This is a genomic window from Polaromonas sp. P1_F9 (genome assembly GCF_056405615.1).
On the sequence record NZ_JBFUBT010000001.1, the window covers coordinates 1,043,198 to 1,056,250 of the forward strand.

General features: G+C 60.2%; 12 protein-coding genes and 1 tRNA gene. 5 read left to right on the plus strand and 8 right to left on the minus strand.

Annotation, left to right across the window (positions count from 1 at the left end):
• Positions 1 to 20 precede the first annotated feature (20 nt).
• The 3 genes from AC1DYR_RS04940 to AC1DYR_RS04950 form a co-directional block, all read right to left on the minus strand.
• Positions 21 to 611, minus strand: coding sequence for a DUF3501 family protein (locus AC1DYR_RS04940; protein ID WP_477694808.1), 591 nt, complete (start codon positions 609 to 611; stop codon positions 21 to 23).
• Positions 612 to 620: 9 nt separating this feature from the next.
• Positions 621 to 1,970 (minus strand): (Fe-S)-binding protein, encoded by a 1,350-nt coding sequence (locus AC1DYR_RS04945; protein WP_477671241.1) that lies wholly within the window; start codon positions 1,968 to 1,970, stop codon positions 621 to 623.
• Positions 1,971 to 2,073: 103 nt separating this feature from the next.
• Positions 2,074 to 2,496, minus strand: coding sequence for a rubrerythrin family protein (locus AC1DYR_RS04950; RefSeq protein ID WP_477647317.1), 423 nt, complete (start codon positions 2,494 to 2,496; stop codon positions 2,074 to 2,076).
• Between the two features lie 390 nt (positions 2,497 to 2,886).
• On the opposite strand from AC1DYR_RS04950, the gene AC1DYR_RS04955 reads away from it, so the two are divergent.
• The 3 genes from AC1DYR_RS04955 (at position 2,887) to AC1DYR_RS04965 (ending at position 7,907) form a co-directional block, all read left to right on the plus strand.
• Complete coding sequence (locus AC1DYR_RS04955; RefSeq protein WP_477704081.1) at positions 2,887 to 4,668, plus strand: FAD-dependent oxidoreductase; 1,782 nt, start codon at positions 2,887 to 2,889, stop codon at positions 4,666 to 4,668.
• Positions 4,665 to 4,865 carry a DUF2783 domain-containing protein gene (locus AC1DYR_RS04960; protein ID WP_477704082.1) on the plus strand — a complete coding sequence of 67 codons (201 nt, stop codon included), beginning with the start codon at positions 4,665 to 4,667 and terminating at the stop codon, positions 4,863 to 4,865. The genes AC1DYR_RS04955 and AC1DYR_RS04960 overlap by 4 nt, the downstream gene beginning before the upstream one ends.
• A 114-nt stretch (positions 4,866 to 4,979) precedes the next feature.
• The gene (locus AC1DYR_RS04965; RefSeq protein WP_477704083.1) at positions 4,980 to 7,907 is read left to right on the plus strand and encodes a valine--tRNA ligase; all 2,928 of its coding nucleotides are present in this window, start codon (positions 4,980 to 4,982) and stop codon (positions 7,905 to 7,907) included.
• A 305-nt stretch (positions 7,908 to 8,212) separates the two neighbouring features.
• Here the strand turns inward: AC1DYR_RS04965 and AC1DYR_RS04970 are convergent, their stop codons facing one another.
• Positions 8,213 to 9,226, minus strand: coding sequence for an NAD(P)-dependent oxidoreductase (locus AC1DYR_RS04970; protein WP_477704084.1), 1,014 nt, complete (start codon positions 9,224 to 9,226; stop codon positions 8,213 to 8,215).
• A 125-nt stretch (positions 9,227 to 9,351) separates the two neighbouring features.
• Between AC1DYR_RS04970 and galU the strand changes: the two genes are divergently transcribed.
• Positions 9,352 to 10,272, plus strand: a complete 921-nt coding sequence (gene galU, locus AC1DYR_RS04975) for a UTP--glucose-1-phosphate uridylyltransferase GalU (RefSeq protein WP_457279474.1) — start codon at positions 9,352 to 9,354, stop codon at positions 10,270 to 10,272.
• Between the two features lie 18 nt (positions 10,273 to 10,290).
• Here galU and AC1DYR_RS04980 read toward each other — a convergent pair whose 3' ends face one another.
• The 3 genes from AC1DYR_RS04980 to cysM all read right to left on the minus strand — a co-directional run bounded on the left by AC1DYR_RS04980 (position 10,291) and on the right by cysM (position 12,177).
• Positions 10,291 to 10,518, minus strand: coding sequence for a sulfurtransferase TusA family protein (locus AC1DYR_RS04980; protein ID WP_007867181.1), 228 nt, complete (start codon positions 10,516 to 10,518; stop codon positions 10,291 to 10,293).
• Between the two features lie 65 nt (positions 10,519 to 10,583).
• The gene (locus AC1DYR_RS04985) at positions 10,584 to 11,150 is read right to left on the minus strand and encodes an NUDIX hydrolase (protein ID WP_477704085.1); all 567 of its coding nucleotides are present in this window, start codon (positions 11,148 to 11,150) and stop codon (positions 10,584 to 10,586) included.
• A gap of 124 nt (positions 11,151 to 11,274) precedes the next feature.
• Positions 11,275 to 12,177 carry a cysteine synthase CysM gene (cysM, locus tag AC1DYR_RS04990; protein WP_477704086.1) on the minus strand — a complete coding sequence of 301 codons (903 nt, stop codon included), beginning with the start codon at positions 12,175 to 12,177 and terminating at the stop codon, positions 11,275 to 11,277.
• A gap of 39 nt (positions 12,178 to 12,216) precedes the next feature.
• On the opposite strand from cysM, the gene AC1DYR_RS04995 reads away from it, so the two are divergent.
• Positions 12,217 to 12,301: transfer RNA gene (locus AC1DYR_RS04995), tRNA-Leu, on the plus strand.
• Between the two features lie 92 nt (positions 12,302 to 12,393).
• On the opposite strand, the gene AC1DYR_RS05000 is transcribed toward AC1DYR_RS04995, so the two are convergent.
• Positions 12,394 to 12,900, minus strand: coding sequence for a 2OG-Fe(II) oxygenase (locus tag AC1DYR_RS05000; protein WP_477704087.1), 507 nt, complete (start codon positions 12,898 to 12,900; stop codon positions 12,394 to 12,396).
• Positions 12,901 to 13,053 lie beyond the last annotated feature (153 nt).

Genomic DNA, 13,053 nt, shown 5'->3' on the forward strand with positions numbered 1-13,053 from the left:
CCACGGCCATGAACCTTCAACTACTGCAGATCGCTGGCCAAAGAGGCGAGCGTTTCCGCTGCAATCGTCGTATGCGCCGGGTAATGCGTGTGGTCGCAGCCGAGCTTGACACTGGCGCCTGCCTTGACGGCCGCGCACATGGCCGGGTCCAGCTCAAAGCGCACAAAGTGCACGGCCGAGGTCTTCTCGTCGTTTTCGCGGTCCATGTCTTCGTCAGCAATGGCGTAAACACGCTTGTGGCCTTCGACTTCGACAAACATGCGGTCTTCCACACCGATGAGCCGGGCCAGTTCGCGCTTGCGTTCGTTGACGTCGGGGTACTCCAGCATCAGTGTGCCCTTCCAGTTGCTGCCGTCGGGCATCAGTGGGGCATAGGCTTCGATCTCCTGCTCTATGCCCTCTTCTTCAAAGATTTTCTCGACGCGCAGCATTTCCTGGATCTGGTAGCGGATGCTGGTTTCGCTTTCAAACTGCAGGTTGATGTGCTCACCCAGGCGCACGCTGCGCAGCTTGCGGTGGGCGATGATGGCCGGCTTGTTCTCCTTGCGGTATTTACTGTAGGCCTCCAGCGTCATCAGGGATTCGCGGGTGATCTTTCCGGTGGTCTTCATGGTGTGATCTCATTTCAGGCCGTAGGCCGTGCGTATCAGCGTGAGCGGGTGCTTTTGCGGCGGTGCACCCAGGCTGTTGACGTCAAAGCCCTGGGCGATGTGGTGGCCGCCCAGCGGGCAGTCGCTGCTGATGACGTCAGGCAGGCCGCCGTCTTTGTGGCTGGCCATGGCTTTAAAAAGCGGCTTGCCGATCTTCATGGCCTGCTGGTGGTAGGGCACCTTCACGCCAAAGGTGCCGGCGTGGCCCGAGCAGCGCTCATGCGTGTGCACACTGGTGCCCGGCACCATCTTGAGCATTTCCTCGGTTTTCTTGCCGATGTTCTGTACGCGGCCATGGCAGGGGATCTGGTAGCTGATCTTGCCCAGCGGCTTGCTGAATTCGGTCTTGAGCAGGCCGTCGCGCTTGCGGGCCATCAGGTATTCAAACGGGTCCCACATGTGTTCCTTGACGAGCTGCACGTCGGCATCGTCGGGATACATCAGCGGCAGCTCCTGCTTGAACATCAGCGTGCAGCTGGGTACGGCGCTCAGGATGGCGTAGCCCTCTTTGGCGTATTTCACCAGCACCGGGATGTTGGCCTCCTTGCTGGTGTTCACCGAAGCGAGGTCGCCGAGCTCCAGCTTGGGCATGCCGCAGCATTTTTCTTTTTCGACCAGCACATAGGGCACTTCGTTGTGGTCCAGCACCTTGAGCAGGTCGTCACCTATGCCAGGCTCGTTGTAGTTGATGTAACAGGTGGAATAAATCACGACCTTGCCGGGCGTCTTGGCGCCGTCTTTCACCGCGTGGGGCGGCGACTCCAGCGCGCCGGAGCGGAATTTTTTCGTGGCCAGGTCGGGCAGCCAGGCGTTTTTGTCGACGCCCAGCACTTTTTCCATCACGGCGCGGGCCGGTTTGGTTTTGTTGACCGCGTTGGCCACCTGGACCACGATGGGAATGCCCGCGAACTGGCCGTGCACATCGGTGGACGACAAAAACCGTTCACCCGCACCCACCTCGCCCTTCTTGAACTTGATGGCTTTGGCGCGCAGCATGGTGTGGGGGAAGTCGAGGTTGAACTCGTGCGGCGGCACATAAGGGCACTTGGTCATGTAGCAGAGGTCGCACATGTAGCACTGGTCGACCACTTTCATGTAGTCCTTCTTGTCCACACCATCAACCTCGCCGGTCTTGCTTTCGTCGACCAGGTCAAACAGCGTAGGGAAAGCGCCGCACAAACTCACGCAGCGGCGGCACCCATGGCAGATGTCGAAGATGCGTTCCATCTCGTGAAGGGCAGCGTCTTCGTTGTAGAAGTCCGGGTTTTTCCAGTCGATCGCGTGGCGCGTGGGCGCCTGGAGGTTGCCTTCTGTGGCCATGCTTGCCTCTTCTTTTTAAATCTCAGGTGGGGTTTGAGAAAAGACTCTCGTGCGGAATCTTTTCCAAAACCCGCCACGCCTTGGCGGCGCAGCGAGGGATCAATCAGTCAACCAGTTCGGCCAATGCCTTGGTATAGCGGTTCGCGTGTGAGCGTTCGGCTTTTGCCAGCGTCTCAAACCAGTCAGCCACTTCGTCGTGACCCTCGTCACGGGCGGTTTTGGCCATGCCGGGGTACATGTCGGTGTACTCGTGGGTCTCACCGGCCACGGCGGACTTGAGGTTGTCGCGCGTGGCGCCAAACGGCAGGCCGGTGGCGGGGTCGCCGCATTGCTCCAGCCATTCGAGGTGGCCGTGGGCGTGGCCGGTTTCACCTTCCGCGGTAGAGCGGAACAGCGCCGCGACATCGGGCTGGCCTTCAACGTCAGCCTTGTTCGCGAAATACAGATAGCGGCGGTTGGCCTGTGATTCGCCGGCAAATGCGGCTTTCAGGTTCTCTTCCGTCCTGGAGCCTTTAAGAGCAGCCATGGGAAATCTCCTTCGTGGTTGATGGATGAACAAATCGCCAATGCTTCAACGCCGCGCACTTCAAAGCCACGAACAGCCGAAGACCAGAACACCTTAGACCTGTTGAGGCGCTTCGTCTAATTGCTGGAATCAATGTAAAACCTCAACAAAAGCTATTGGTGCGACCCAATTGATAACAATTCTCAATTGAGAGGCTGTTCGCCATAGTCGCTTCGTTAAAAGGGAGGCGTTGAATCTCGCCTCCGGAGTTACGCTATAGTAAATTTATTACGAATAGGTAAATTCAAAATCCGCCGTAACGGCATCTATTTGCTATTTTTTTTATAGCCATTAGCCAAGGCAGTACCTGGGCTAGACGCCTAAAATACTCATAAACCCGCAGGAACACCCATGCAGGAGACAAACCCGATTCGGGGCGCAGTACCGGCAAAGCTGAGCACAGCTTTTACCAACGGCTATGAATTCGCCCAGGGCTCGGGCTACACCCTGCCCGAATACCCCTTTGTGGCACCGCCCGAGTTGCGCACCGGCGAAGTCAAACGCCACCCGGTCGTCATCGTGGGCGGCGGCATCACCGGCCTGACGCTGGCCTGCGCGCTGGCGCAGTACGGCGTCAAGGCCTTGCTGCTGGACGAAGACAACACCGTGGGAGTCAAGGGCGCATCGTCGCGCGGCATCTGCTACGCGCAAAAGACGCTGGAGATCTTCAAGCGCCTGGGCATTTACGAGCGCATCGCCGCCAAGGGTGTGCAGTGGAGCGTGGGCCGCACCTTTGCCGGGGCCGACGAGGTCTATGCCTTCGATTTGCGTCAGCAGCAGACCCATTCATTGAGCCGCCAGCCGCCTTTCATCAACATCCAGCAGTTTTATGTCGAGGGCTTTCTGGTGGAGCAGCTTTATCAGCCTGCGCCGGAAGACCGCCTCGCCGACATCCGCTGGAGCCACCGCGTCACGGCGCTGGAACAAAACGACGACTTCGCCACGCTGCAGCTTGAAACGCCGGCGGGCAGTTACGCCCTGCAGGCCGAGCACGTGATCGACTGCAGCGGCTCGCGCAGCCCGTTTCGCGCCTGGTGCGGCGCAACGGTGACCGCGCAAAAAGGCGATGATCGCTGGTGCATTGCCGATGTGCGCTTTAAAAACCCGCCGCCGGTGGAGCGCCACACCTGGATCGAAGCGCCCTTTAACGAAGGGCGCGCCGTGTGGCAGCACCTGATGGCCGACGGCGTCTGGCGCATCGACTACCAGATGCCGCCCCACGCGAACCCCGAGGAAGTCAGCCGCGAAGAGGTGGTGCGCGCCCGGCTGGAGGCGCAGTTCAAAAGCCAGGCAGGCCAGCTGCTGGACGACGCCGACTACGAGATCGTCTGGGTCGGCCCCTATGCCTACCGTAGCGAATGCCTGGACAGCCTGCGCCATGGCCGGGTGTTTTTTGCCGGCGATGCGGCCCATGTGATGAGCCCTTTCGGCGCGCGCGGTGGCAACTCGGGCGTGCAAGATGCCGACAACCTGGCCTGGAAGCTGGCGGCGGTGCTGCAGGGCCGCGCCGCGCCTGCGCTGCTGGACAGCTATCACCATGAGCGGCATGAGGCGGCGAAACACAATGTGCTGGTGACCAACCGGACCGCGCGCTTTTTACGGCCGGCTGATGGCGCGGAACGGCTGTTTCGTACGGCGGCGTTGAGCCTGGCGCGGGAGCACCTGTTTGCCCGGCAGCTTGTCAACACGGGGCGCATGTCGGCCCCCAACCACTACACACGGTCAGGCGTCTGCGGGCCTGCGGGCGGCCGGGCCACGCAGAACGTGGGCTTCACCTGGGCCGACGGCAGCCCCGGCGAGTTGCTGGACTTGCTGACCTGGGCGCATGGGCGGCTTTTGCTGCTGGTGTTTGGCGATGTGTCCGGCGCCGGGCTGGCGCGACTGGCGGCGCTTTCAAAAGAGGCCGGTATCCGCTGCGTGCAGGTGCTCGGGCCTGACGAACGGGCCACGGCGGTGGAACACGTGATAGACCGCGAAAGCCATCTGCAGGCGACTTGTCATGTCTTTGGCCATGCCTGGGCGCTGCTGCGGCCTGACGGCCATGTTGCCGCGACCGGCGAAAGCGTGGACGCCTCGGTGGTTCATGCCGTTGCCGCCGCGCTGGGCGCTCACACCGCAAAGGACACCGCATGAAGCCCGACACCCCTTTGATGTCACGCCTGCATTTTCAGGACGCGGACGCGTTTTACGAGTGCCTGCTGGACGCCCACCAGGGCCTCTCCCGGGAGGAATCCGAGCTGCTGAACGCCCGGCTGATCCTGCTGATGGCCAACCAGCTGGGTGACACGGCGGTGCTGAAAGCCTGCGTGGCTGCCGCGCGCAAGACCTGAGCCCGTGCAGGCTACCGGGCGCACCGAGGGCTGGCGGCCCGCCAGTCGAATAAAATCAAGGGTGTTTCACCCAACCCAAGGCGGCATCCCTTCGATGCCGTTTTTCATTGCCCCATGACCAACGCTGCCGCCCCTGCCCTTTCCGACACCGCCAACACCGCTCCTGAGGCCGTGAAAGTCGCCACGCCGGGGCTGGACGGCCTGGCCAAGTCCTTCGAGCCGGCCGCGATTGAAAGCCGCTGGGGCCCCGAGTGGGAGCAAAGCGGCCAGTACGAGCCCACACTGGACGCAGCCAAGCCTTCGTTCTCCATCCAGCTGCCGCCGCCCAACGTGACGGGCACGCTGCACATGGGCCACGCCTTTAACCAGACCATCATGGACTCGCTCACGCGTTACCACCGCATGCGCGGGCACAACACGCTGTGGGTGCCCGGCACCGACCACGCCGGCATCGCCACGCAAATCGTGGTGGAGCGCAAGCTGCAGGGCGAAGGCAAAAGCCGCCACGACCTGGGCCGCAAAAATTTCGTCGCCAAGGTGTGGGAGTGGAAGGAAGAGTCCGGCACGACGATCACGCGCCAGATGCGCCGCATGGGCGACTCGGTGGCCTGGAAGCACGAGTACTTCACCATGGACCCGAAGATGTCGACGGTGGTGACCTCGACCTTTGTGAAGCTGTATGAGCAGGGCCTGATCTACCGCGGCAAACGCCTGGTGAACTGGGACCCGATTCTCAAGTCCGCCGTGTCCGACCTGGAAGTCGAGAACGAAGAGCGTGACAGCTTCATGTGGCACATCGAATACCCCTTCAGCGACGGCCCGCAAAAAGCTGCTGACGGCTCGCCACTGCGCGGCATGCACATTGCCACCACGCGGCCCGAAACGATGCTGGCCGACGGCGCACTCGCGGTGCACCCGGACGACGAGCGCTACAAACACCTGGTCGGCAAGATGGTCGACCTGCCACTGTGCGACCGAAAAATCCCGGTGATTACCGACGACTATGTTGACCCGGAATTCGGCAGCGGCGTGGTCAAGATCACCGGCGCGCACGACTTCAACGATTACCAGGTCGCCCTGCGCCACAACCTGCCGCTGATCACCATCTTCACCCTGGACGCCAAGATCAACGAGAACGGCCCGGCGCAATACCAGGGCCTGGATCGTTATGACTGCCGCAAGGCCGTGCTGAAAGACCTGGAAGCCCAGGGCTTCCTCGAAAAAGCCGTGCCGCACAAAAACATGGTGCCCGTGTGCGCACGCACCGGCGCAGTGGTCGAACCCATGCTGACCGACCAGTGGTTTGTGGCGCTCAGCAAGGTGAGCGACCAGGACCCGACCGGAAAGTCCATTTCGCAAAAGGCGCGCGATGCGGTGGCCAGCGGCGAGGTGAAGTTTGTGCCCGAGCAATGGGTCAACACCTACAACCAGTGGATGAACAACATCCAGGACTGGTGCATTTCGCGCCAGCTCTGGTGGGGCCACCAGATTCCGGCTTGGTATGACGAAGACGGCAAGGTCTATGTCGCTGAGAGCGAAGCCGATGCGCAGAAGCAGGCACCGGGCAAAAAGCTCACGCGTGATGAAGACGTCCTGGACACCTGGTACTCATCGGCACTCGTTCCTTTCTCCTCGCTCGGCTGGCCTGAGAAGACGAAAGAGCTCGACCTCTTCTTGCCATCAAGCGTGCTGGTCACCGGCTATGACATCATCTTCTTCTGGGTCGCCCGGATGATCATGATGACGACACACTTCACGGGTCAGGTGCCCTTCAAACACGTGTACATCCACGGCCTGGTGAAAGACGCACAGGGCAAGAAGATGAGCAAGTCCGAAGGCAATGTGCTGGACCCGGTCGATTTGATCGACGGCATCGAGCTTGCGCCGCTGCTGGAGAAGCGCTCGCAAGGACTGCGCAAGCCCGAGACTGCGCCACAGGTTCGCAAGAACACCGAGAAAGAATTTCCGGCCGGCATCCCCGGCTACGGCGCCGACGCGCTGCGTTTTACCTTTGCCTCTCTGGCCAGCCTGGGCCGCAGCATCAACTTCGACAGCAAACGCTGCGAGGGTTATCGCAACTTCTGCAACAAGCTGTGGAATGCGACGCGCTTCACGCTGATGAACTGCGAAGGACAGGATTGCGGGCTCGAAGAGCACACCAAAGAACAATGCGCACCCGGCGGAGAGTTTCACAACTACCTGAGCTTCTCGCAGGCCGACCGCTGGATCTCATCGACCATGCAGCGCGTGGAAGCCGACGTGGCCAAGGGCTTTGCCGACTATCGCCTGGACAACGTCGCCGGAAGCATTTACCAGTTCGTCTGGGATGAGTTCTGCGACTGGTACCTGGAAATCGCCAAAGTGCAGATCCAGACCGGCAATGACGCGCAAAAGCGCGCCACGCGCCGCACGCTGATCCGCACGCTCGAAGCCATCCTGCGCCTGGCGCACCCGGTCATTCCGTTCATCACGGAAGAGCTGTGGCAGACCGTGGCGCCCGTCGCGGGCAAAACAGGCAAGTTCATCGGCGTCGCGCCGTACCCGCAAAGCCAGCCCGAGAAGATCGATGAGAAGGCTGAAGCGCACGTCAACAAACTCAAGACCCTGGTGGATGCCTGCCGCAACCTGCGCGGTGAGATGAAGGTGTCGCCTGCCACACGCATGCCGCTTTATGTGCTGGGCGACACCGCCTTCATGCAGGGCGTTGCCCCGGTGCTTAAGGCACTGGCCAAGCTCAGCGAAGTGAAGGTGTTCGACGACGAAGCCAGTTGGGCCGCTGCGGCGCAGTCTGCACCTGTGGCCATCGTCGGCGAAGCGCGGCTGTGCCTTTACATGGAAGTCGACCTGGCGGCGGAAAAGGTTCGCCTGCAAAAGGAAGAGGCTCGGCTGGCGGGAGAGATCACCAAGTCCGAAACCAAGCTCGCCAATGAAGCCTTCGTCAACAAGGTGCCCCCGGCCGTGCTGGAACAGGAACGCAAGCGCCTGGCCGATAACCAGGCAGCGCTGGCCAAGATTCGCGAACAACTGGCACGCTTGAAATAAGCGCCAGGCTACCGCCAGAAAAAAGCCCCGCAATGCGGGGCTTTTTTTATTATTGTGATGCGGAAGCCAAGCCTTGGCAACGTAAGCATCAGTTAAAGGGGTGTTTCTTCGCCAGCAGGGGCCGCGGGACTGGCTTTGCCAGACCGCAGGCGCAGCACCCCCTCGGGGGGCAGAGAGCTACGCGAAGCGAGCGAACGTGGGGGCTTTATCTCTCCGCGGAACCGGCTTTGCCAGACCGCAGGCGCAGCGGCCCCCTCGGGGGGGGCAGGAAGCTACACGCAGTGAGCGACCGTGGGGGCCAACATCTATCTGATCATGAATTCGGGTTCAGACCACTGCGACGGCGGGACACTGCCTGCATCCAGGCCCATGGGAGTGCTGGTCAACTGGTCCATGCCGCTATGCTGCGTGCCCAGGGCTTCATGCATGCGGTGGGCTACATACCAGCTCGAGCGCAGGCGTGCCTCGCGTGTGTGGGAACCCAGACGGGGCGTAACAAACAGGTTCTTCAATCCCTTGAGCGGTGAGGTGTCACCCAGGAAACTTGCTTCAGCACCATCCAGGATGCAGGCTTCAATGCGGCCGTCGCACAGCGCAGCGGCCAAAGCGCCCTCATCAAACAATTCGCTGCGGCTGATGCCGACCCACAATTGGTTGCGTTTGCAGCCCGCCAGCAATTTGTCATTCACGAAACCCCGGAAACGGGTGGCGTACAGCATCTGCACAGATACCGCATCAGACTGGCTAACCAGCTCGGACAGCGAAACAGGCTGTATGCGCAGGCGCTCCCAAATGGGCGCGGTGTGGTGGACCGCAGGGTCGTAGCCGACAAGCCGCACGCCGAGCCCGCTTAACATGCCGGCCAGCGTGTGCGCCGTCGGGGCCAGGCCCAGAATGCCCACCGTGCTGCCGTGAAGCTCGCGCCCCATTTGCGTCGTGGGATGACGGCGTCCCATCAAGGCCGAGACAAGGCCGCGGCGGTACAGCAGCAGCAGGCTGCTCAAAAGGTATTCTGCGTTGGAGCGGACGTTGGCGCTGCTGGCATGCACGACCTTGATGTCGCGCTCCTTGCAGGCCTCCAGGTCGGTGTTGTCGGTGCCCACGTGCAGGCGCCCGATGGCCTTGAGCTTGGGCAGGAAATCGAGGAACTCGCGCGTGACCACAGTCTGGCGCGGAAAAACGATGCCTTTGGTTTTGTACGCAATCTTGCGCAGCGAGATCAGGTCGTCGGCGAGTTCCGGATGGTAGGCGACGCCATGGCGGGTTTCAAGCCAGGCCATTGCTTCGGGCACTAACGCATCAAGAAGTAAGATGTCCACTCAGTCAATCCTTTTTCCTGCAAACTCTCGATCGCGTGCTGTGCTCACGCAGATTCGGGCATTTGTCCGACCCCATGCGCTGTACCAACAACGCAACACTTTAGGCTTTTATTCGGTCAAAGTCGATGCAAAAATTTACATTAAATAAAGCTGTTTTCCCGGTTGCCGGTCTCGGCACCCGTTTTCTGCCAGCCACCAAGGCCCAACCCAAGGAAATGCTCCCTGTGGTCGACAAGCCATTGATCCAGTACGCAGTGGAAGAAGCCTACGCCGCAGGCATCCGACACATGATTTTTGTTACTGGACGCAATAAACGGGCCATCGAAGATCACTTCGATACTGCTTATGAACTAGAGAACGAACTTGAAGTAGCCCAAAAGCACGCACTGCTATCACTGGTGCGCTCTGTCCAACCGGACGACATGAATTTTTCCTATGTGCGCCAGCCCCGCTCGCTGGGCCTCGGCCATGCCGTGCTGTGTGCCGAGCACCTGGTGGGCCAGGAGGCTTTTGCCGTCTTGCTGGCCGACGACCTGATGGTCGGTCCGAAAGGCGGCCAGCCGGTATTGGCCCAGATGGCGGCGCAGTTTGCCGAGGTCCAGCAATCCATCCTGGCGGTGCAGGAGGTCCCTCTCGATCAAACCCGCCGTTACGGCATCGTAGCCACGGAAGGCGCCAGCACCGGTCTGATGAAAGTCAAAAGGATTGTCGAAAAGCCGGCGCCTGAGGTGGCGCCTTCACGCATGGGCGTGGCCGGACGCTACATCCTGACCCCCGCGATTTTTGGGCACATCCGCAAACAGACATCCGGCGTGGGCGGCGAATTGCAGCTCACTGACGGGATCTCGAGCCTGCTGGGCCAGGAGAGCGTGTATGCCTTCCAGTACGAGGGCAAACGTTATGACTGCGGAAGCAAGGAAGGTTTCCTGGAAGCGACCGTAGAGTTGGCTCTGGAGCACCCGGAAGTGGGTGTGTATTTCCGGAATTACCTCGACAACCTGCAAATTGGCTGGTCTGGCCGGGAACGCCGCAAACAGGTAGCCTGATAACCGCCTGTTACAGAATCAGCGGCGCTTTAAAACGTGAATAAAGTCACTACCGGCAACCTGCTGCTCGACCAGTTCGTTGCCGGTTTGTTTGGCAAATGCCTGGAAATCACGCGTAGAGCCGGCGTCGGTTGATACAACTCGAAGCAGCTGGCCGCTGAGCATTTCCGTCAGCGCTTTTTTGGCTTTCAGGATGGGCAACGGGCAATTGAGGCCGCGGGTGTCGAGTTCTTTGTCGATGTTCATGAAAATCCTTGGGTTGCCGCGATTTTAAGCAAAGCGCAAAGCCCCTTTTGTCCGTCCATCCGGTTTTACCCGGCCTTGCTGTCGCCGTCCGGTTCCACTTTGCTCAGCACGGTAGCCCAATCCACAAACTCAGGTTCATGGCCGCGCGTGCGCAGCCAGTCGGCCAGCGCGTAGCCCGTGCCCGCAGGCCAGCATTTGAGCTTGTCCAGGTCGTAGAGCCGGTAGTCCACCAGTTCTGGCGACAGGCTGACATCTCCCGTGCAGACTGCGTGGTAGGCAATGATGATCTGGTTCATGCGCTGGAAGTCATAGACGCCAATCAAATCAAGCGAGGTGGTGTCCAGGCTGGTTTCTTCCTTGATTTCGCGTGCTATGCCACCTTGGGGCGTTTCCCCGGCCTCCATGAAGCCGGTGATCAGCGCGTACATTTTGCCGGGCCAGGCGGCATTGCGGGCCAGTAAAACCTGGCCGTTGTACTCAATCACGGCTGCCAGCACGGGGGTGGGGTTGTTCCAGTGGGTATAGCCACAGGCCGGGCAACGCAGCCGCGCCTTCTCGCCGCCGTCTTCCATCTGCGACACCATGGCCAGCGGCGTCGCGCAGTTGGGGCAAAACCTGAATTCGTGGGTCATGGTCAAAAAAGGAGGAGAAGGAAAGGATAAGAGGGAGTTGAGGAGCGCAATTCGCTATCGTTTTAATAGCTGCTTGCGCAAGTCACATATGGGCTAAAGCCAATTTTTGGCCTCAAAAAATGGCTCAAGCCGGAAATACGCCGGTAGACAGATAGCGGTCGCCGCGGTCACACACGACAAAGACAATCACAGCGTCTTTCACGGTTTTGGCGATTTCCTGCGCGACCCAGAGCGCCCCTGCCGCCGAAATGCCGGCAAAAATGCCTTCCTCGCGCGCCAGGCGGCGGCACATGTCTTCAGCGTCAGCCTGGCTCACCAGCACCAGTTCGTCGACCTGGCGGGGGTCATAAATTTTGGGGAGGTACTCTTGTAGCCATTTGCGGATGCCGGGAATGCGGGACCCTTCGCTGGGCTGGGCGCCGATGACCTTGATCGCCGGGTTTTTCTCTTTCAGATAGCGGGAAACGCCGGTAATCGTGCCCGTTGTACCCATCGCACTGACAAAATGTGTCACCTTGCCTGACGTATCTGTCCATATTTCGGGCCCGGTGGTCTCGTAATGGATGCGCGGATTGTCCGGATTCGCGAACTGGTCCAGCACCCGGCCTTTGCCCTCTTTTTGCATCTGGTCGGCCAGGTCGCGCGAATATTCGATACCGGCGCTTTTCGGTGTCAGGATCAACTCGGCACCAAAAGCCTTCATGGTCTGGGCGCGTTCGATGCTCAGGTCCTCCGGCATGATCAGGACCATCTTGTAGCCCTTGATCGCCGCGGCCATGGCCAGTGCAATGCCCGTGTTGCCGGAAGTGGCTTCAATCAGCGTGTCGCCGGGTTTGATGTCGCCGCGCTCTTCCGCGCGCTTGATCATGGACAACGCCGGGCGGTCTTTCACGGAGCCGGCCGGGTTGTTGCCTTCGAGCTTGCCCAGGATGACATTGCCGCGGGCGGCGTTTTCGGCGGCGTAAATGCGTTGCAGCGCGACCAGAGGCGTTTTGCCAATCGCGTCTTCAATGGTTGGATAGTTCATGGCCACACTGTGCCATAATTTGAGGCTTCGCTCCTCGCGGCCCGGGTGGTGAAATTGGTAGACGCAGGGGACTCAAAATCCCCCGCCGCAAGGCGTGCCGGTTCGATTCCGGCCCCGGGCACCACATCCCGAAAGCCGGACGGTTTCAGACCGATCCGGCTTTTTCTTTTGTCGCCGCTGCGGGCACAACGCACCCGGCACTGGCGAACAGTGCGACTAAGCCGACGCCAGCCGCCAGAATTTGAAGACCAGCACGCGCCGGTCGTTGGGGCAGATTCGCGATACAGACCTCCCAACGTGCTTCGGGTCCCCTTCGGCAATCACTACGCGGCCGGGTTTTGGCATAACAGCACTGGTAATTTCGTCCTGCTCATCAAAGAAAAGTGTTTCGCCTGCCCACGCAATGTTCCATTCTTTGCTGCAATAGACGAGCACCGTCACATGGTGGATTCGATGATCCTCTTCAACGATGTCCTGGTGCACCTGGCCCTCAGTGCCGAAAGTATTGGCGCTCAGCATGCATTCATAAAGACGCACCGGGAACCCCAGATGGGCTTTGACCTGATTCCAGCAATCAACAATTGCGTACAGGCTTTCATCCAGCGCCAGCAATTTAGGCTCTACATCCTCCTCAAACGGCTTCTCGGTGAACGCGATAGGGTAGTACCAATGCATGTCCAGCTCGTGGGACTTGAAGCGCTCCCAACGATTGAGGAAATACATGGGCATCCAGGAAACCGTTTCGATTAACCGGCCCTTGAATTCATCTGAAAACAGATCGTCAGAGACTCTGACATTCGACCCTAAAAGCATGCGTGAGCCCAGAAATAAAAAAACTACAGAACGCGGTGAGAATGCCGAAGCGATCTCACCGGC

Excerpts from the sequence above, each read along its gene's own strand:
- cysM (WP_477704086.1), bottom strand. The coding sequence starts at position 12,177 with ATGAACTATCCAACCATTGAAGACGCGATTGGCAAAACGCCTCTGGTC.
- AC1DYR_RS04960 (WP_477704082.1), top strand. The coding sequence starts at position 4,665 with ATGAAGCCCGACACCCCTTTGATGTCACGCCTGCATTTTCAGGACGCG.
- AC1DYR_RS04940 (WP_477694808.1), bottom strand. The coding sequence starts at position 611 with ATGAAGACCACCGGAAAGATCACCCGCGAATCCCTGATGACGCTGGAG.
- AC1DYR_RS05000 (WP_477704087.1), bottom strand. The coding sequence starts at position 12,900 with ATGTATTTCCTCAATCGTTGGGAGCGCTTCAAGTCCCACGAGCTGGAC.
- AC1DYR_RS04980 (WP_007867181.1), bottom strand. The coding sequence starts at position 10,518 with ATGAACATCGACAAAGAACTCGACACCCGCGGCCTCAATTGCCCGTTG.
- AC1DYR_RS04965 (WP_477704083.1), top strand. The coding sequence starts at position 4,980 with ATGACCAACGCTGCCGCCCCTGCCCTTTCCGACACCGCCAACACCGCT.
- AC1DYR_RS04945 (WP_477671241.1), bottom strand. The coding sequence starts at position 1,970 with ATGGCCACAGAAGGCAACCTCCAGGCGCCCACGCGCCACGCGATCGAC.
- AC1DYR_RS04950 (WP_477647317.1), bottom strand. The coding sequence starts at position 2,496 with ATGGCTGCTCTTAAAGGCTCCAGGACGGAAGAGAACCTGAAAGCCGCA.
- galU (WP_457279474.1), top strand. The coding sequence starts at position 9,352 with ATGCAAAAATTTACATTAAATAAAGCTGTTTTCCCGGTTGCCGGTCTC.
- AC1DYR_RS04955 (WP_477704081.1), top strand. The coding sequence starts at position 2,887 with ATGCAGGAGACAAACCCGATTCGGGGCGCAGTACCGGCAAAGCTGAGC.
- AC1DYR_RS04985 (WP_477704085.1), bottom strand. The coding sequence starts at position 11,150 with ATGACCCACGAATTCAGGTTTTGCCCCAACTGCGCGACGCCGCTGGCC.